This window comes from Paenibacillus rhizophilus, from assembly GCF_003854965.1.
Taxonomy (GTDB): domain Bacteria; phylum Bacillota; class Bacilli; order Paenibacillales; family Paenibacillaceae; genus Paenibacillus_AQ; species Paenibacillus_AQ rhizophilus.
Genome location: NZ_RQPI01000007.1, coordinates 116464 through 133847 on the forward strand (window position 1 = coordinate 116464; position 17384 = coordinate 133847).

Genomic DNA, 17384 nt, shown 5'->3' on the forward strand with positions numbered 1-17384 from the left:
GAAGAGAGCGGAGCCGAAAAAGACAAATAAACTTCGGCTAAGGCCGAAGCTTGAGGTACACCTGTGTGGTGCTCTAATTTATTGTTTGGATTGATTGGGACTTGTATTAACTACCGCAGGGAGCATTTTCTCGCCTTTTTCCATCGGAGACTGGCATATCGAACAGGTGGGCTGAACCAAGAAAACAAAGTTGTCTCTCATCCAACCGTTGCAGCTTTCACTGGTACAGGACCATATGGCCGTGAGTTCCTCCGGAATATTGTCCAGAGGTCTCTTTCGTGAATAGTACAAGAAGCATCCTTCTTTCTCTCACGGAGTTATTGTCATAAAAAACAAACGCCCCAAACGCTAGGTTCGGGGCGTATTTTCCGGATTTACAGTTTAACGACGTTCTCGGCTTGCGGACCGCGGTTGCCTTGAACGATGTTGAACTCAACGCGTTGGCCTTCATCAAGAGTCTTGAAGCCTTCGCTGACGATTGCGCTGAAATGCACGAATACGTCGCTGCCGCCTTCAACCTCGATAAAGCCAAATCCTTTGTCTGCGTTAAACCATTTAACTGTTCCTGTTTCCATTGTAGAAAACCTCCTTGTTTTGTTGAACATGACCTTATTATTTCCTTAAAAATAAAAAATCACATATTGCACAAGGTTATGCGCTTAAAATCATAACCCTCTGCAATATGTGAGTTCAGGTCAAAATTCCAATATAGTAATCATAGCAGATTCCGGAGGCAGATGCAACTCATACTTAAAAATTAATTTAAAAGGATGCTGTAACGTCGATTAAAGCTTTATATGAAGGATTGTGCTTGATGTATCCAAATACTTGGTTAACGGGCAAAGCTCCCTTTAATGTTCCGTCAAAAGAATATTTCACCCAACTAAAGGGCAAACCTCCAGCTAATTGGCCGCTTCTTCTTCGTATCTGGCTAAAATATCCGATTTAGAGGGAGGTTTTCCCGTCTGAAGAATTCCTGTTTGTTCCGTTGCCGGCTCTTAACTTGTGAGGTTCGGCAGATGGCCGGCGAATATAAAGGGCAGCCTTGCAGCTTTCACTTTTTCGGTTGGTCGTTTGCTATCGGCTCCTCTTCAGCGGCGGGGCGCTTAACGCTCAGCATCACATGAGCCGGCAGACAGGGACGTCAACTGTCGGCAATACCATTCCACCGACCAATGAGCCTGTTGGAAGAAGAGTACAGGAAGAAGTTCTGCAGCAAAGGTCAAAAAAGGTCAAATTAATCAAAACACTAAAATTTTGCATTGAAAATGCCTGAAGACGCCGAAATTCGGCGTTTTTTCGTCTTTAATCGGCTTTGAGACTTAAGCGGGCGAGGGCTATAATAAACATGTAAGGTCAAATAAAGTCAAAGTCAACAATCAAACGAGAGGAGAATGCAAGATGTTTGATCTGGTTCCTTTTGGAAAACGGCGTGAAGAGGCGTTCGGCCAATTGGCCAAATCCTTTGGCGATATGTTTGGGGACGACTTCTTCGCTCCGCTCAAGAGCTCTACTCTGTCTATCCGCACCGATATCCGGGAGGCCGAGGATCATTATTTAATTGAGGCCGAGCTTCCGGGATTCGCCAAAGAGGACATCGTGATTGATTACGCAGCGCCGTACTTGACGATCAAGGCTGTGCGCAAGGAAGAGAACACCGAGGAGAACAGCGACCGGCAGATCGTTCGCAAGGAGCGCCGTTACGGAGAGTATGTCCGCAGATTTTACGTTCAGGACATTAATGAAGAAGGCATCCGCGCTTCGCTGAAGAATGGCGTATTGTCGCTGGAGGCGCCGAAACGGCAAAAACCGGCGGGCACACGGATTGAAATCCGGGATGACGAACAATAAAGTGAAAGTCTCAAATGAAAAGTCTGAAATTTGCCAATGAATATATATGAGGAGCGCATTGTAGATCGTTTTCCGGCTATAATGCGCTTTTTTTCGAAGTTATTCGAGTCTAAGGACACAATTTGGATTACAGCGCCGGCATAACGGGGAAAGAAATAATATAGGAAAGAAAGGAGGGCGCGCAGATGGCGGAAACCGGATACTATGAAGTGCTTGGCGTCAGCAAGGACGCGTCCAGGCAGGACATTAAAAAGGCGTACCAGAAGCTCGCCAAGCAGTGGCATCCCGACGTGAACAAGGCGCCCGAGGCAGAGGAACGGTTCAAAAAAATAGCCGAGGCGTATGAAACGCTCGGGAACGAGGAGAAACGCAAAGCCTACGACGAAGCGGCGAGATACAGCTTCGGGCGCGGACCAACGGGCGGAGGATCCTCACGGGAATCGCCGTTCGGCGAGGGCTGGAGCGGCAGTTATTCTTTCGGCGGCGCGGACATTCCGGACGGCGACCTGTTTGAGATGTTCTTCGGCAGCAGGGGAGCAGCCGAGCGGGCGGGATTCGATTTCAACCCGGGCGGAAGACGTCCGGGAACAGGCGGTTTCGCCGGAGCCATGGGCGGTATGGGCGGCATGATGGAAGCGCGGCTCGACATTACGCTGGAACAGGCGTATAAAGGCGGCGCCGTTACCGTGCAGGCCGGAGAGAGGACGGTGACCGTGAATATCCCGCCAAGGTCGGGTGACGGAACGGTAATCTCCGTGCCCGGAAGCGGAGAGCGCGGACGGCGGGGCGAAGATGAACTGCTGATTATCCTGAACATCCGCGCTCATGAGACTTACGAAGTGAGCGGTGGGGATCTTCGAGGTATCCTCCAAATTGCTCCCTGGCAAGCCGTGCTCGGCGGCGGCGCGAAAGTATCCTTGCCGGACGGAAGCGCGGTCAAGCTGAAGATTCCGGTAGGCATCCGGAGCGGCAGGACGCTGCGGATACCGGGCAAGGGGCTGAAGCGGGAGAACGGATCATACGGAGATGTCCTGTTCGACATCGAGCTGGTTGTGCCGGAACACGTAAACGAGGCTGAGAAGCAGCTGTACCGGCAGCTTGAGCATTCCTCAAGCTTTCAGGCGGGCGCCAAAAAGCGGGGCGCGGAAGACAAGCGCCGCGGGGCCACGGCCGGTTGAGCGGTAGGCGGGCAAGCGGCAGAACAAGTAAGGACCGGAGCGAATGATTGAATGATTATGGAAAGAGATCCAAAAGGAAGGGAATGAAGCGGGAATGGACTTCAATAAATTAACGCAAAAGCTGCAGGAGGCGGTCGCTTCCGCACAGTCATTGGCATCGGGCGCAGGTCATCAGGAAATCGATAACCCGCATCTGCTGAAAGCGCTGCTTGAGCAGCATGAGGGGCTGCTGCCCCGGCTGCTGCAAAAAATGAACGTGCCGGTGAACGAGCTGCTGAGCCGCACGGATGAGCTGCTGCGGCGGAAGCCCTCCGTCGGCGGCGCGGGCGCCGGAACGGTGCGGAGGTACGCTTCGTCCGCGCTGATCGCCACACTGGAACAGGCCGAGAAAGAAGCGGCGGCCATGCAGGATGAATTCGTGGCGGTGGAGCATGCCGTGCTGGCGATGGTATCCGGCAGCGGCGGGAGTGCGGATATCCGCCGGATATTCGAAGCCGGGGGCGTGACGCGCGAGAAGCTGCTTCAGGTTTTGGCGGAAATCCGCGGACACCAGCGGGTGACGAGCCGGGAGCCGGAAGCGACCTACGAGGTGCTGGAGAAGTATGGGCGCGACCTGGTCGCCGAGGTGCGGGCGGGCAAGGTTGATCCTGTTATTGGCCGCGACGGCGAGATCCGCAGGGTCATTCGGATTCTCTCCCGGAAGACGAAGAACAATCCGGTGCTGATCGGCGAGCCGGGAGTCGGCAAGACGGCGATCGTGGAAGGCCTGGCCCACCGGATTGTCCGCCGCGACGTGCCGGAGGGCCTGAAGGACAAGACGATTTTCTCCCTCGACATGAGCGCGCTTGTCGCCGGAGCGAAGTACCGCGGCGAGTTCGAGGAACGGCTTCAGGCTGTCCTGAAGGAGATCAAGGAGAGCGACGGCCGAATTATCCTGTTCATCGACGAGTTGCACACGATTGTCGGCGCAGGCAAGACCGAAGGGGCGATGGATGCGGGCAACATGCTGAAGCCGATGCTGGCCAGAGGCGAGCTGCACTGTATCGGCGCCACGACGCTCGATGAGTACCGCAAGTACATCGAGAAGGACCCGGCGCTGGAACGCCGGTTCCAGCAGGTGCTGGTCAGCGAGCCGGACGTCGAGGACACGATTTCGATTCTGCGCGGCTTGAAAGAGCGGTTCGAGGTGCATCACGGTGTCAAAATCCACGACAGCGCGCTGGTGGCCGCAGGCGTATTGTCCAATCGCTACATTACCGATCGCTTCCTGCCGGATAAGGCGATCGACCTCGTCGACGAGGCCTGCGCGATGATCCGCACGGAGATTGACTCCATGCCGGGGGAAATGGACGAAGTGACCCGGCGGCTGATGCAGATGGAAATAGAAGAAGCGGCGCTCAAGAAAGAAACCGATGATGCCAGTCGTCGCCGTCTGGAATCGCTCCAGCGGGAGCTGGCGGATCTCAAGGAGAAGCACCTTGAGATGACGGCGCGCTGGGAGAAGGAGAAGTCGGCCATTTCCGGCGTCCGCGAGCTGAAGAAAAGATTGGAGCAGGCGCGCATGGACCTGGAGCGCGCCCAGGAAGAGTACGACCTGAACAAATCGGCCGAGCTGAGCTACGGCATTATCCCCGACCTTGAGCGGCAGGTGAAGGCGGCGGAAGAAGCGGCGCAGCAGGACGGCGACTCCCGGCTGCTGCGCGAAGCGGTGACCGAAGACGAAATCGCCGACATCGTCTCCCGCTGGACCGGCGTTCCGGTCAGCCGGCTCGTTGAGGGCGAACGCGACAAGCTGCTGCGCCTGGAAGAGACGCTGCATCAGCGCGTCGTCGGCCAGGACGAAGCGGTGTCGCTGGTGTCTGACGCCGTGCTGCGGGCGAGAGCGGGCATCAAGGACCCGAACCGGCCGATCGGTTCGTTCCTGTTCCTTGGCCCGACCGGCGTCGGCAAGACCGAGCTGGCCAAGGCGCTGGCGGCGGCCCTATTCGACCGCGAGGACGGCATGATCCGCATCGACATGTCGGAGTATATGGAGAAGCACAGCGTCTCCCGGCTGGTCGGCGCGCCTCCGGGCTATGTCGGCTATGAGGAGGGCGGCCAGCTTACGGAAGCGGTGCGGCGCCAACCTTATACGGTTGTCCTGCTGGACGAAGTGGAGAAGGCCCATCCGGACGTCTTCAACATCCTGCTGCAGCTGCTGGATGACGGACGCCTGACCGATTCGCAAGGGCGGATCGTTGATTTCAAGAATACGATTATCATCATGACATCGAACATCGGCTCGCCTCATCTCATTCAGGGCACCGACGACAACGGCGACCTGACGCCTGCGGTCAAGGAGCGCGTCATGCGCGAGCTGCGGGGCCATTTCCGCCCCGAGTTCCTGAACCGGGTGGACGATATCGTGATGTTCAAGCCGCTGTCGCTTGGCGAAATCCGCCAAATCGTCGGCAAGCTGGTGGACGGCCTGCGGGCGCGCCTGGCCGAACGCCAGGTCGGCCTTGTCCTCACGGACGAAGCGGTGCGCTTTATCGCGAAGGAGGGCTTCGATCCCGTATACGGCGCGCGGCCGCTGAAGCGGTTCATCCAGCGCAGCCTGGAAACCCGGGTCGCCCGGGCGCTGATCTCCGGAGAAGCGGGCGAAGGCTCCGTACTGAAGGTCGGCGAGTCGGACGGCGGGCTGACGGTCGCGATTGAGAAGCCGGCGGCCGTTCCTCTTGGCAAAGCGTAATACCGACTCGAAAATATCCTCAGACGAACAGGCTCCGGTAGCGTCGGATATTTGCCGCCAGGAGGTTCCGGCGCTCCGGGAGATTTCTCCCGGGACGCAAGCAGCCTGCCATCAAGTGTGAAGCCTGTGCATAAATGGGATAAGTGATGAAGGGGTTGTTCCATAAGTAGTTTTTGACAACTGGGGACAGCCCCTTCTAATATTTCCCGCTAAACCTCTCCACATTATAAACTAGCGTAAAAATACAGGGTTTTCCCTAAGCCGGTAAGGCAGTGGGAGGGCCCTGTTTTGTTGCGGGAAAGAAACCTTTAACGCCGTTCATCGTCTAATCAGATGGGATATTTTTGAAAATGTATGGGGAGGTAAGCATATGACGGTCAAAAAAATGCCGAAATCGGCCGTATGGCTGGCAGTGTTCGCGTTCCTGGCGGCAGCGGTTGTCGTTCCGGTCCGGGATGTCAAAATTTCTGCCGCCGGCTCGGAAGCCGCCGTACCGGCCGCTCCGGCACAAACGGCATCCGGCGCCGCGAATTCCACGGACGTGGTCCGGTTCGACTTGATCAAGCATGAGATGAAGATTAATCTGTCCGGTGGAAACGCGTCGTTGGATGGGAAGGCGGTCAAGGCGGCTACGCCCGTAAAGCGAAATGGCCGCCTGTATGTGCCGCTGCGCGCGCTGGGCGAATCGGGAGCGGTATCCTCCGTTGCCTGGAATTCCACGAAACGGCAGGTTCGGGTCGTTACGCGGTGGGGAGAGTTTAATTTCCGCATCGGCTCGACCCGGGTATACGACGGGCAGGGCAAGGCTCTGCCGGCGGAGAACTTTACGATCCCGGCGCCGCTGTTAATCAACGGCACAGCATATGTTCCGGTGCGCGCGCTGACCTTCTTCGGTCTGGCGGCGGGCACGGCGGACGGGCAGCTTTTCTGGAGATGGAGCGAGAAGAAGGAGCAGGTGCTGAAGCCGTACTGGGAGACGGGAGAAGATCAGGCAGTGTTTACCGTACTCTACGCCAAGGAGCTGTATGCGCCGGGCGCCGCGTCTCCCATCGGTTCGGGAACCTGGGTCAGCTCGGTAGGCAGGAAGATTGTAGAGAAGGATATCCGTCTGGACGGCTCGCTCTATAACCGTATCCAACTGTCCGTGCCGCTTGCGCCGGGCATCAACACGATCGAGATCAGTTCCATGGGAATGGCTACCGCAGGAATCCGAATCAGACGAAATGTAAGCGACCCTTCCGCGATTCCAGTGAATATTACAGAAGATGGGAAAGGGTTTTTGACTCTGGAATCGCCGGCAAGCGGCTACATGAAACTCAAATCCGGAGACTCTTTCACGATTTCGGGCAAAGTGATCAATCCGCCCAATCTGGCTATCGATAAATTGACGGTCACAATTCAGCGTTATGTACCGGATGCGGCGGATGTTATTAGGGATTTTACAACGGTTTCCACAAAGGAAATTTCGGTAAAAAACGGGACGTTCAGCAGCACCGTAACTTTGGACCAACCCGGCTCATACCGGATTTATGTGAAAGGCTTGACCTATACGACATTTCCGGGGCATGGCCCGGCTTCCGTTACCTGGGCGAACCTGTCGGCGGAAGTGGCGGAATAGGGGCAGTTTTGTCAACGGATAGACAGTTCTTACAAGGCTGGCTGACAACCGGTAGCATTTGATCCGGTGGCAGACACGATTAATCAATCGCTCCAAGAAACCACTGCCCTTGAGCGTTTTTTACAAAATAGAAGTATAGATATGTGTCTGTTATTCCGATATCCTGCTTGGCTTTGCCAATGATCTCAACCACTATCCGGTTAGCGTGATCCTGTTGAACGGTGCCCAACTGATTGAAGGCGTAATCGCTGTTTAATAAATGAAGTTGGGCGTCGCTGGATCGATCATCGGCAAACACGCTGCGAAAGGCCTCCGTGTCCTTATTGGCCATGGAGGTTAGCGCCGTTTGCAGCAGTCTTTTTATCTCTTCGTTCAACAAGGGTTCGCTGCTGTTCTCGACATTTACGAAAACCCCAGCTTTAAGAGAGCTTGGCGATTCATCTTGGACAGAGGAGGGACTTGCGCTTGGAGCGCTGCTCTCCCCCTGAATGCCGGTATCAGAGTTCTTGGCGCATGAGGTCATAAGAACGGCAGCCGACAACAGGGCAAAGCCGTAAACGATCATCTTTTTCATTGTTTATACTCCCTTGTGGATTTTCTATTTAGACGAAGCAATATGGAAAATGTTGCATTTTTGTGCTTTGAATATGGAAAATCAGACAGAAATATCTAGAGAGACCCCAAATATCCCCCTGCCAATTTTGGCGGGGGGATTCTATTCTTCATAATTATGCTATAAACAGGCCTTGCCGCTACAGCAGCTCCCCCCGCCTCTTCAAATACCGGTACAGCGGCACGGCCGACAAGGCGCAGAGCAGGGCGCACAGGCCGATGAAGGCATAGCCCGCCTGAAGCCCGGCCAGCAGGCCCGCCCCGGCGTTCCCGCTTGAAGCGACAACGTTCTTGATGCCGGTAATGATAGCGCCGATCAGATAATTGCCGATGACACTGGACACGCCCATCAGGGTGACGATGAACGTAATGGCGGTGTCGCTGCCCTGGCGGTAGCGCTTCGCGATCAGCGCCATGACGGTGGGGTAGATAGGCGCGATGCCGATGCCCGCCGCGGCGAACAGAAACGCCCCCGGCTCGCCCGCCGCAATGGCGGCGAAGGTCAGCAGACCGGACAAGGCGGAGAAGATGATGAGCGACAGCGTAAAGCCGATTTTGTCGGTGACGGGACCGAGGAACAGCCGGGCGAAGGTGAAGCAGAGAAAGAATACGGAGAGCATGCCCGCCGCAGCGGTTCCGTCCCAGCCGTAGGCTTTTTCCAGAAAGTTGACCAGCCAACCGCCGACCGCCATTTCGGAAATGACGCCGAAGGACAGAATGGCGACCAGCATCCAGATGACGGGATCGGCGGCGATAGCTTTAAGCGGAATCCGGTCATCCTCCGAGGTGCCGCCGCTCGGGAACTTGCCGGCAAATGCGGGAATCATCGGCAGGACGGCCAGCAGCAGAATCAGCAGGTACACGTCCCGCCAATCGATGGCCCGGCCGCCGATCGACAGCGTCATCAGTCCCGATGCGATCATCGGCGCCACGGTCGAACTGAGCCCGTAGAAGAAGTGGGCCAGATTCATCATCGTGCCGGTGTTGCGGATAAAGATTCGCGCGGCCAGCACGGCAAGCCCGATTTCCAGCATTCCGTTGCCGATGTACAGCAGGAAGAAAGAGCCGGAGAGCGCCGGATAGCTGTGGGACAAGAAAATCAGTACGCCGGACACTACCATGGAACTGAAAGACAGCAGGCAGACCGCCTTGATGCCGATTTTGCGGATCAGGTAGGCGGTGAAGGAGCAGGCCAGCAAATAGCCGAGCGAATTCAGCGACAGCAGCGTGCCGATGCGCATTTCATCGAGGCCCAGTTCCAACTGGATGCGGGGAATGGCGGGCCCCTTAATGTTCTCGGAGAAGCCGAAGATCAGAAATCCGATAAAGACGGTGAGCAGCTGCAAAATATACATACGTTTGGACGATGAGCCCGGAAACGATTTCGTTTGATTAATTTCTTTTGGCAGAGTATCCAATATATTCCTCCATAGAGAAGTAATCCGGCCGTCCGCAAAGCGGGGCAGCCAATGTATTGTATTATACACGGCCCCGACCGTCCGGAGGAAGCGCCTGCGGGAACGCAATAATCGGAATTATAATTGAAACATGTAACGGATCAGCCCGTATAAGTTATCAAAAGAGCGCACTGGCCGATGTGATCGTTATTCGCCGGTTGCTTTCGGCGTTGTTGTTACGTAGACTATAATCAGTGTCAAATGCAGGCGAATGGAGAGAGACAATGGAATGGTTTAAGCGGTTTTTTGCGGATTTGACGATCCGCAGGTTTGGAATTTTGCTGCTGGTATGCTTGCTGCTGTACGGAATCAGGGATATGCTCAATCTGGTGCTGCTGACTTTTCTGATCGCTTATATCATGAACAGCTTTCAGGTGCTGCTGTCCAGGCGGATCGGCAGATACATACGGGTGAACAGCAAGGTCATAATCATCATCCTCTATCTGGCTATGATTTCCACGCTGGTGATTGCAATGGTGCATTATTTGCCCAAAATATTTGTCCAGGTCAGACAGCTCACCAATTTCCTCATAGCGTTAACCCCGGAGAATATTCCGCAGAACGAGATCGTCCAGTATTTATTCAACACCGTCAAGGGCTTGAACTACGAGAAGTATATGACGAGCGGTCTCGATTATATAACGACGATCGGCAACTGGGGCACCACTTTTGTCCTGGCCATTATTCTCAGCTTCGTCTTTATTCTGGAGAAGAACCGGATCGTAGCGTTTACCGCGCGGATAAAGCAGAGCAAGCTTTCGTGGTTTTATAATGAGCTGGAGTATTTCGGCAAAAAGTTCATTCTGTCCTTCGGCAAGGTGATCGAAGCGCAAATTCTGATTGCGCTGTTCAACACGGTTTTTACGGTCATCGGGCTGACGTTTCTCGGATTTCCGTATCTGTTCGCGCTCGGGGTGATGATTTTCCTGCTGAGCCTCATTCCGGTAGCCGGGTTTCTCATCTCGCTCATTCCGCTCTGCATCATCGGCTACAACATAGGCGGACTGATGATGTTGGTGTACGTGCTGGCGATGATCGCCGTGCTGCATTTCATTGAAGGCTACTTCCTGAATCCGAAGCTGATGTCCTCGAAGATGAATTTGCCGATGTTCTACACCTTTATCGTGCTGCTGTTCTCGGAGCATTATCTCGGCGTTTGGGGATTGATCCTGGGCATTCCGATTTTTGTGTTCATTCTTGATATTCTGGAGATCAAACGCGCAAGCGCCGAAGCGGACCTTCCGGCTGAGCGCCTTAAGAAACTGTAATCCATTCCGGCCGCTGCGGCCCCTTTAAGACGGCAATCCCCCAAGAGCATTAAGGCATGGCGGGAGGCGGTTCTTAAGGGGGCTTTTTCAAGCTTTAAGACGCTGAAATCCAAGGGAAGGGCATCACGAGCGGGCCGCCGGCTTAAGCCGGGTTAACGCTCCTGCTTATAATCTCCGGCACTTCCGCCCTGTAAGCCTCATACTGCTCTTTCGTAATGCTTCCGGAAGCAAGACGCATGTCCAACTGCCGGGTGAGCTGCTCTGTCTGCAGGTCGATAACCTGCTGAATGTCCGCGCCATTCGCTGCTGCGACGTTGGCAAGCGACTTGCCCTCAAAGAGTGCATAATACAGCTCCTCGCCGGAAGGCCGGTTCAGCGCTTCGAGCAAGTCGTCACGCTCCACTGGGACAGCGGCTAAAGACAGCTTGGCTACCGGGCTTGCGCTGACGCTTTGGAACGCCCAGGCATTTCCTCCGAACGAGATGGCTACGATCATGGTGCCGACGATTACTACTCTTTTGATATTCCGTGTGATATTCATATGTAGTCCCTCATTTCTAATTTCGTTTTCGACCTGTTTATATTTTACCCTCCGAAACTGACCGGCACCTTAAGTGCGCTTTAAAATAACCTTAAGATGACGTCGGAAAAACAGCAAAGCCCCGGAAGCGCGGGGTCCAATGCCTAATAGGCTGGATCATCAGCTTGAGGGGCGGGAGAATGCTGCATTTGCTATATCTAAATTTGAGATCTAAATTAAAGAAGATTCGAGCGGGGAATAGCGCTTTAAGTCGCATATGCTGGGCGGGTTAGCGATTATAATCATTGTATGTTTGTGCTGAAGGAGGAGGCACGGCAACGGCCGTCTTTTCATAATTCATACTTGACAGGTAAGATTAATAGGTTTATGATTTCTTCATAACCTTTCAACACTAAATAAATGATTCATGAAATATCATTTCGAGCCGATTGGACCGTCAAAGGCTCCCGAAGCGCTCCCCCATGGGTGAGCTCCGGGGGCCTTTTTTGATGCTATGCGGCAAATTCGAGGAGCAAAAACCTATGGATAATACGGATTGGGATGTGCTGGAGGAGGCCGACTGGCTGTTCCGCAAGATGGTCAGAAGGTTTGTGAAGGAGCGGGACCGCATCAGCGTGGAGGGTATCGCGCTGCCGGGCATGATGGTCCTGCATAAGATTATCCGCGAGGGCGATCAGCGGCTCATCGATTTGGCGGAGCAGCTCGATCTTACATCGGGAGCGATCACTGCGCTGTGCGACAAGCTGGATGCGGCCGGGTATACCGTCCGGCGGCGCAAGAATGGCGACCGCCGGACGGTGCTGCTGGGCATCACGGATAAAGGTCGAGAGATGTTCGAGCGCAACCGCAGTGTCGGCTCGCGGTGTATCTCGCTTCTGTTCGAGGGCTTCGAACGGGAGGAGCTGACCGCCCAGAACCGGGCGTTCGAGAGAGTCATCGGCAATCTTGAGGGGTTTTCGGAGGCTATCCTGAAGCTTACCAAGCAGAATGCCGAGCCTCCCTTACCGGCCGGCCCAGAACGGAAGCAGAGCCGGTTATCGACGCAAAGCCGTTATTTGACCTATTAGAATACGTTCAATTTATAACAAGGGAGATATGAAACAATGGGATTTCCAACCGTATATCCGACGGGGGCTACCGTCTATAACCCGAGCAAGGCATGGAGTGGCTATACCGTGTATCAGGCAGGCGAAGAGGGCGTCGTTCTGATCGATATGAACGGCAGAGAGGTTCATCTGTGGAAAGGGCTGATCGGCTTTCCGGCCAAGGCGCTTCCAGGCGGCTATGTGCTGGGTAGCACGGGCCGCAGAGATCCGAAATTCGGCATTCAGGACAATGTCGATCTGGTGCAGGTGGACTGGGACGGCAATATCGTCTGGAGATATAACGGCTACGAGCATATCGAAGATCCCGGCTATGAGCCGCTGTGGTATGCACGGCAGCATCACGATTACCAGCGCGAGGGCAATCCGGTCGGCTATTATGCTCCGGGCCTTGAACCGGAGGTTTCCAGAGGCAAGACGCTGATCCTCGCTCATAAAAATGTGAATAACCCGGCCATTTCCGACAAGCAGCTGCTGGACGATGTCATTATCGAGGTCGACTGGGAGGGCAATGTGAAGTGGGAATGGAAGGCGAGCGACCATTTTGATGAGCTTGGCTTTGACGAGTCGGCCCGCAACGTGCTGTTCCGCGACCCCAACACCCGTTCCTTCGGCCATCTCGGCGGCGGCGTAGGCGATTGGCTGCATATTAACTCGGCATCCTATGTGGGGCCGAACCGGTTCTACGACGAGGGCGACGAGCGGTTTCATCCGGACAATATTATCTGGGATGCACGGGAAGCCAACATCATCGCGATTACGGACCGAAGAACCGGCAGCATCGTCTGGCGCCTCGGCCCGGATTACTCCCTGCCGGAAGTGAAGCATATCGGCTGGATCATCGGCCAGCATCACGCCCATATCATACCGAAGGGGCTGCCGGGCGAAGGCAATCTGCTCGTATTCGACAACGGCGGCTGGGGCGGCTACGGACTGCCGAATCCCGCATCCCCGTTCGGCCAGAAGAATGCCATCCGTGATCATTCGCGGGTTCTGGAGATTAACCCCGTGACACTGGAGATTGAATGGCAGTATACCGGAGCGGAAGCGGGCTTCTCGGTCCCGACCGACTCCTATAAATTTTACAGTCCGTATATCAGCTCGGCGCAGCGGCTGCCGAACGGCAACACCTTGATTACGGAAGGCTCCAACGGCCGGCTGTTCGAAGTTACGGTTGACCACGAGATCGTCTGGGAGTACGTTTCTCCCTATACCGACCGAAGAAACACGAATATGGTTTACCGCTCTTACCGGCTGCCCTATGAATGGGTGCCGCAGCTTGCGAAGCCGGAGGAGATTGCCATCGAGCCGATCCATGCTGCACAGTTCAGAGTACCTGGAGCCGCGCCGAAGGGCAGCGATTCCGTTGTCAGTGTCGCCACAGCGCTGCCGTTCGTGGAGGGAGCGGCCTGCGTCGCGACCTCGGACGAAACCCGCCGGAGAGCCTGATCGACAGTCCGGAGGCGGTTCGACGGGAATAGACAATCGTTTAGGACGGATAAGGCCGAAGGTATATGGGAAATCAGGCAGACACAGCATCGGAGCGACCGGAGCGGCAAGGATAATTAGGGACAAGTGCGCATTACAAATTTAGGAAAACCTGGTATAATGATTTGGAAAAAGGAAACGAAGGGAAGGTATGCTTGTGTTCCCCGATAACCTGAATGCCAAAGAAGATTCCGAATGGGAGGAAACTCCCCGCACTGAAGATGCTCTGCAGGAGTACCGAGGAAGAAGCGCAAGGATCGCCGAGGAGTCCCGCCAAGGCTCGTCATGGAACTTTTTTAACGCCTTTGTCGCGCTTGGCACGACCGTTTCGGTCATTATGTTGTTTCTTTGGCTGATGAATCTGATAAGATAGACATACGAAAGAAGCCATAAGAAAAGAGGACCCAAGTGGAACCGACAGCACAAGATGTGGCGGAGTGGATGGTCAAGGAAATCCGTTTTACGGGAACCTTGTACCAGGCCGACGCAATTGATTATGTAAAAAGAAATTTCGGCGAGCAGTTCGTCTTTGTGAACGAGAACGGCAACGCTTCGCTGTCGAAGGAAGTCAAAAAGGCGTTCCGCAAGCTGCACGGCGGACGAATCGCCTGGGACCGGGACGGCTTTCTGTGGGCCTGGACCTAAAAATCCGGCGGGCTTGAAGCCGGACGTCATGCAGCGGAAGAAGGGGCCGCGCCATACATAAGCCCTGTCAAGAGAACCTGGCAAGCAAGGGCCAAAGGTGATATGAAAAATCTCCAGCTGTACTCTCTGAAGAGGGAGGCTGGAGATTTTTGCGTGTTGGGGGTGCTGCTTGCGATATCGGATGAATAAGCCGGAATTTCTCCCTGTTATTCATCGGACAGAGGCTTATTTTTTAATTAAGCTGGAAATTCTCCCTCTTATTCTTATGATTTTGCGAAAAATAGAGGGAGGCGGACAATTAAAGTGGAGAAATTCCCTTTCATATCCGGTAAAGCTTCATTTGGCAAGAAATAAAAGGGAAGAATTCCGCCCTGGCGATGTTCTAGACCGGAACGTCCCGGCTGCCTCTCTCCATCGGCGTGCCGCACAGCGGGCAGGGCTTGTGCGCCAGATGGTCCTCGGCGCCGCCGGACTTGACGCGCATCCAGCCCGGGCAGGCCGCGGCCGGGCAGCTCCAGGCCGCGATCGTGCGCGTCCGGCTGGACGCGGCTGCGCCGCCGCCCTTGCCATCGGCGCCGCCGAAGCGCCCATGGCGGGCTGCGCCGCCGCCATATCCGCCGCGGCCGGCGGAGCTGTCCGCGTCAGCGCCGGCCGCTGCCGCGCGTCCGTCCAGGCCGGCGCCGCTGCCTGCGTTCCCGCCGCCGGACCGGGCGCCTTGCCGTCCGGCGCCTGCGCCGCCGTCAGCCGCGCCCGCCGCCCCGGCTGCGCCGAACGCCGCCAGCATAAAGCGGGAGACCGGGGCTTTCCTGCCCCGGTGCAGCGCGGGCGAGCTGACCAGCAGCTCTTCCTTGGCGCGGGTGACCGCCACGTATGCCAGGCGGCGTTCTTCCTCCAGCAGCGCCAGCGCTTCACCGCCGCCTTCCGCCGTCTGGCGGTCCTTCAGCCGGCCCGCATCCAGCGCCGAGCTGTGCGGCAGAATGCCTTCGGACGCGCCGAGCAGCACGACGACGGGAAACTCCAGCCCTTTGGACTTGTGAATCGTCATCAGCGCCACGCGGTCGCCCTGCTCGGTCCCGCCGGGAAGCCGGTGATGCTCGTTTCTTGACGTCACCTCGTCAATGAAATCGAGAAAAAGGGGAATGCTGCCGAAGCGTCCCGCCGACAGCTCCAGCTCGTCCAGCATTTCCTTCAGCGTCTCCCGGTGCAGCGTCGCCTGATGACGCTCGTCCGCCAGGACGAAGGAATCATAGAACCGGCTGCGGATCTGCCGGATAGCCTGGAGAGGCGTGAGCTCCCGCAGATGGCGGAGCATGTCCAGCCGCTCCCTTATGGCCGTCTGGCGAAAGTCCGCCAGCCCGGGCAGGCTCAGGAGATGGATCAGCGGCCCCTGCTTCGGCTGAGCCGCCTCCATCCGGTGGATATGCGCCATACCCTGCTCTCTGCTTATATAGAGCGTAGGCAGCATATCCTCCATGGCGGCAAAATCCCGCCGGTTCACCGTCAGCCGCAAATGGCCGACGACCGGCGAAATGAGCCAATGCTCATACAACAGACGGCCTTCGCCGTAGTCGATGTAGGGGATATCGCGCAGCAGCAGCCGCTCCAGCACGGCGCGGCTGCTGCTGGATGCCCGGTACAGCACGGCGAAATCGCCGTAGCTCCGTTCACCCTGCTCCACTGCGGAAACCATGTACTCCACGATGGCCTCCGCTTCCTCATCGGCCGTGTAGGGGCGGAGGTAGCGGGGCTGGACGCCTTCCGGCGCCGCCGCACGCAGCGTCTTGGGGCGCCGCCGCGTGTTGCCCCGGATAATCCCGTTGCCGAGGCCGATGATGGCAGGGCCTGAGCGGTAGTTGATGTCGAGCGTAATCACCTTGGCCTCCGGGTACAACTGCTCGAATTCAAGAATGAACTCGCTCCGAGCTCCATTGAACGAATAGATCGTCTGATCGTCGTCGCCGACCACCATCAGATTGCCCCGGGGACGGGCGATCATGCGGATCAGCTCGTACTGCAGCGCGTTCGTATCCTGAAATTCATCGACCATTATATATAGATAAGTTCTTTGCAGCTCCGCAAGCAGCCCCGGCCGTTCCTGCAGCATCCGGTAGGCGTGCAGCAGCACATCGTCGAAGTCGATTTTGCCGTTGTCCTGTTTCCACTGCTCGTAGCGCTTTAGGATTTCCTTGATTTCCTTGTCCGCATTCGTGAGCTCGGGAAGGCTGTCCGCATCGCCCATGTTCATTTTGCAGGAGGACAGAAGAGAGAGCAGACTTTCCGGCGGGTATGCGTCCTTGGGCAGGCCCAGCTCCCGCATGATCGCTTTAAGCAGAATATGCTGGCGGCGCGTTTCATGGAAAATCTCCTGCCGGACTCCCTGTCTCCGCAGAAAGTACAGAAAAAAAGAATGGAACGTGCGGGCCTGCAGCCCCGAAAGTTCCATTCCGCCGATCCCGGGCAGCCTGCCGATACGCTCCCTCATTTCCGCCGCCGCCCTGCTGGAGAACGTCAGCAGCAGCAGACGTCCGGGCGAAACGCGGCGCACGGACAATAGATAGCCTGTCCGGCAGACCAGTACGCTCGTCTTGCCGGAACCGGCGCCCGCAAGCGTCAGCAGCGGGCCGTCGCCGTGCCGCACCGCCGCGATCTGCGAAGCGTTCAGCAGAATGCCGTCCCGCTCCAGCGTCCGGAAATAGCCGGCATCCGGCTCATCACCGCGCACCAGCTCCCGGCTCGTCTTCGCCGAAGCCGCCGCCGCCCGCGGGACACGGGTTGCGGAGGCTCCCGGCGGAACCGGATGAAACAGCAGCTTGTTCATGATAATAGTCACCTTTACCTATAACCAGATCTTCAAATTTGTAATTTTGCCAACCTACACTATACCATCTCCGG

Annotated in this window: 16 protein-coding genes; 10 read left to right on the forward strand and 6 right to left on the reverse strand. The window is 56.2% G+C overall.

What is annotated here, in order from left to right; translation table 11 throughout:
* Positions 1 to 78 precede the first annotated feature (78 nt).
* Both EH198_RS14100 and EH198_RS14105 read right to left on the reverse strand, forming a co-directional pair.
* Positions 79 to 291, reverse strand: a complete 213-nt coding sequence (locus EH198_RS14100; RefSeq protein ID WP_124696166.1) for a cold-shock protein — start codon at positions 289 to 291, stop codon at positions 79 to 81.
* Between the two features lie 83 nt (positions 292 to 374).
* Positions 375 to 575, reverse strand: coding sequence for a cold-shock protein (locus tag EH198_RS14105; RefSeq protein ID WP_025332779.1), 201 nt, complete (start codon positions 573 to 575; stop codon positions 375 to 377).
* Positions 576 to 1401: 826 nt separating this feature from the next.
* Between EH198_RS14105 and EH198_RS14110 the strand changes: the two genes are divergently transcribed.
* From EH198_RS14110 to EH198_RS14125, 5 genes are all read left to right on the forward strand, one after another.
* Positions 1402 to 1851 carry an Hsp20/alpha crystallin family protein gene (locus EH198_RS14110; RefSeq protein WP_124696167.1) on the forward strand — a complete coding sequence of 150 codons (450 nt, stop codon included), beginning with the start codon at positions 1402 to 1404 and terminating at the stop codon, positions 1849 to 1851.
* A gap of 185 nt (positions 1852 to 2036) precedes the next feature.
* Positions 2037 to 3029: a DnaJ domain-containing protein gene (locus tag EH198_RS14115; RefSeq protein ID WP_124696168.1), complete on the forward strand. Its 993-nt coding sequence runs from the start codon at positions 2037 to 2039 to the stop codon at positions 3027 to 3029.
* A gap of 94 nt (positions 3030 to 3123) precedes the next feature.
* Positions 3124 to 5760, forward strand: coding sequence for an ATP-dependent chaperone ClpB (gene clpB, locus EH198_RS14120; protein ID WP_124696169.1), 2637 nt, complete (start codon positions 3124 to 3126; stop codon positions 5758 to 5760).
* The gene (locus EH198_RS25360) at positions 5747 to 5881 is read left to right on the forward strand and encodes a hypothetical protein (protein WP_281278012.1); all 135 of its coding nucleotides are present in this window, start codon (positions 5747 to 5749) and stop codon (positions 5879 to 5881) included. The genes clpB and EH198_RS25360 overlap by 14 nt, the downstream gene beginning before the upstream one ends.
* Before the next feature lie 249 nt (positions 5882 to 6130).
* A complete protein-coding gene (locus EH198_RS14125) occupies positions 6131 to 7378 on the forward strand; it encodes a stalk domain-containing protein (RefSeq protein ID WP_124696170.1) in 1248 nt (415 codons plus the stop codon).
* A gap of 79 nt (positions 7379 to 7457) precedes the next feature.
* On the opposite strand, the gene EH198_RS14130 is transcribed toward EH198_RS14125, so the two are convergent.
* Positions 7458 to 7952, reverse strand: a complete 495-nt coding sequence (locus EH198_RS14130) for a hypothetical protein (RefSeq protein WP_124696171.1) — start codon at positions 7950 to 7952, stop codon at positions 7458 to 7460.
* A gap of 178 nt (positions 7953 to 8130) precedes the next feature.
* On the reverse strand, positions 8131 to 9345 hold the full coding sequence (locus tag EH198_RS14135) for an MFS transporter (RefSeq protein ID WP_124696250.1): 1215 nt from the start codon (positions 9343 to 9345) through the stop codon (positions 8131 to 8133).
* Between the two features lie 326 nt (positions 9346 to 9671).
* Here EH198_RS14135 and EH198_RS14140 point away from each other — a divergent pair, with 326 nt between their 5' ends.
* Positions 9672 to 10715 carry an AI-2E family transporter gene (locus EH198_RS14140; RefSeq protein WP_124696172.1) on the forward strand — a complete coding sequence of 348 codons (1044 nt, stop codon included), beginning with the start codon at positions 9672 to 9674 and terminating at the stop codon, positions 10713 to 10715.
* 142 nt (positions 10716 to 10857) lie between these two features.
* Here EH198_RS14140 and EH198_RS14145 read toward each other — a convergent pair whose 3' ends face one another.
* Positions 10858 to 11256, reverse strand: a complete 399-nt coding sequence (locus EH198_RS14145; RefSeq protein WP_124696173.1) for a hypothetical protein — start codon at positions 11254 to 11256, stop codon at positions 10858 to 10860.
* A 521-nt stretch (positions 11257 to 11777) separates the two neighbouring features.
* Between EH198_RS14145 and EH198_RS14150 the strand changes: the two genes are divergently transcribed.
* From EH198_RS14150 to EH198_RS14165, 4 genes are all read left to right on the forward strand, one after another.
* A complete protein-coding gene (locus EH198_RS14150; RefSeq protein ID WP_124696174.1) occupies positions 11778 to 12323 on the forward strand; it encodes a MarR family winged helix-turn-helix transcriptional regulator in 546 nt (181 codons plus the stop codon).
* 36 nt (positions 12324 to 12359) lie between these two features.
* On the forward strand, positions 12360 to 13808 hold the full coding sequence (locus EH198_RS14155; protein WP_124696175.1) for an aryl-sulfate sulfotransferase: 1449 nt from the start codon (positions 12360 to 12362) through the stop codon (positions 13806 to 13808).
* Between the two features lie 196 nt (positions 13809 to 14004).
* On the forward strand, positions 14005 to 14220 hold the full coding sequence (locus tag EH198_RS14160; RefSeq protein ID WP_124696176.1) for a hypothetical protein: 216 nt from the start codon (positions 14005 to 14007) through the stop codon (positions 14218 to 14220).
* 35 nt (positions 14221 to 14255) lie between these two features.
* Positions 14256 to 14492: a DUF6953 family protein gene (locus EH198_RS14165; protein WP_124696177.1), complete on the forward strand. Its 237-nt coding sequence runs from the start codon at positions 14256 to 14258 to the stop codon at positions 14490 to 14492.
* 382 nt (positions 14493 to 14874) lie between these two features.
* On the opposite strand, the gene EH198_RS14170 is transcribed toward EH198_RS14165, so the two are convergent.
* Complete coding sequence (locus EH198_RS14170) at positions 14875 to 17310, reverse strand: UvrD-helicase domain-containing protein (protein WP_124696178.1); 2436 nt, start codon at positions 17308 to 17310, stop codon at positions 14875 to 14877.
* Positions 17311 to 17384: the final 74 nt, after the last annotated feature.

Coding starts and splice junctions, on each gene's coding strand:
- EH198_RS14105 (WP_025332779.1), bottom strand. CDS start 575: ATGGAAACAGGAACAGTTAAATGGTTTAACGCAGACAAAGGATTTGGC.
- EH198_RS14110 (WP_124696167.1), top strand. CDS start 1,402: ATGTTTGATCTGGTTCCTTTTGGAAAACGGCGTGAAGAGGCGTTCGGC.
- EH198_RS14115 (WP_124696168.1), top strand. CDS start 2,037: ATGGCGGAAACCGGATACTATGAAGTGCTTGGCGTCAGCAAGGACGCG.
- clpB (WP_124696169.1), top strand. CDS start 3,124: ATGGACTTCAATAAATTAACGCAAAAGCTGCAGGAGGCGGTCGCTTCC.
- EH198_RS14125 (WP_124696170.1), top strand. CDS start 6,131: ATGACGGTCAAAAAAATGCCGAAATCGGCCGTATGGCTGGCAGTGTTC.
- EH198_RS14130 (WP_124696171.1), bottom strand. CDS start 7,952: ATGAAAAAGATGATCGTTTACGGCTTTGCCCTGTTGTCGGCTGCCGTT.
- EH198_RS14135 (WP_124696250.1), bottom strand. CDS start 9,345: ATGTATATTTTGCAGCTGCTCACCGTCTTTATCGGATTTCTGATCTTC.
- EH198_RS14140 (WP_124696172.1), top strand. CDS start 9,672: ATGGAATGGTTTAAGCGGTTTTTTGCGGATTTGACGATCCGCAGGTTT.
- EH198_RS14145 (WP_124696173.1), bottom strand. CDS start 11,256: ATGAATATCACACGGAATATCAAAAGAGTAGTAATCGTCGGCACCATG.
- EH198_RS14150 (WP_124696174.1), top strand. CDS start 11,778: ATGGATAATACGGATTGGGATGTGCTGGAGGAGGCCGACTGGCTGTTC.
- EH198_RS14155 (WP_124696175.1), top strand. CDS start 12,360: ATGGGATTTCCAACCGTATATCCGACGGGGGCTACCGTCTATAACCCG.
- EH198_RS14170 (WP_124696178.1), bottom strand. CDS start 17,310: ATGAACAAGCTGCTGTTTCATCCGGTTCCGCCGGGAGCCTCCGCAACC.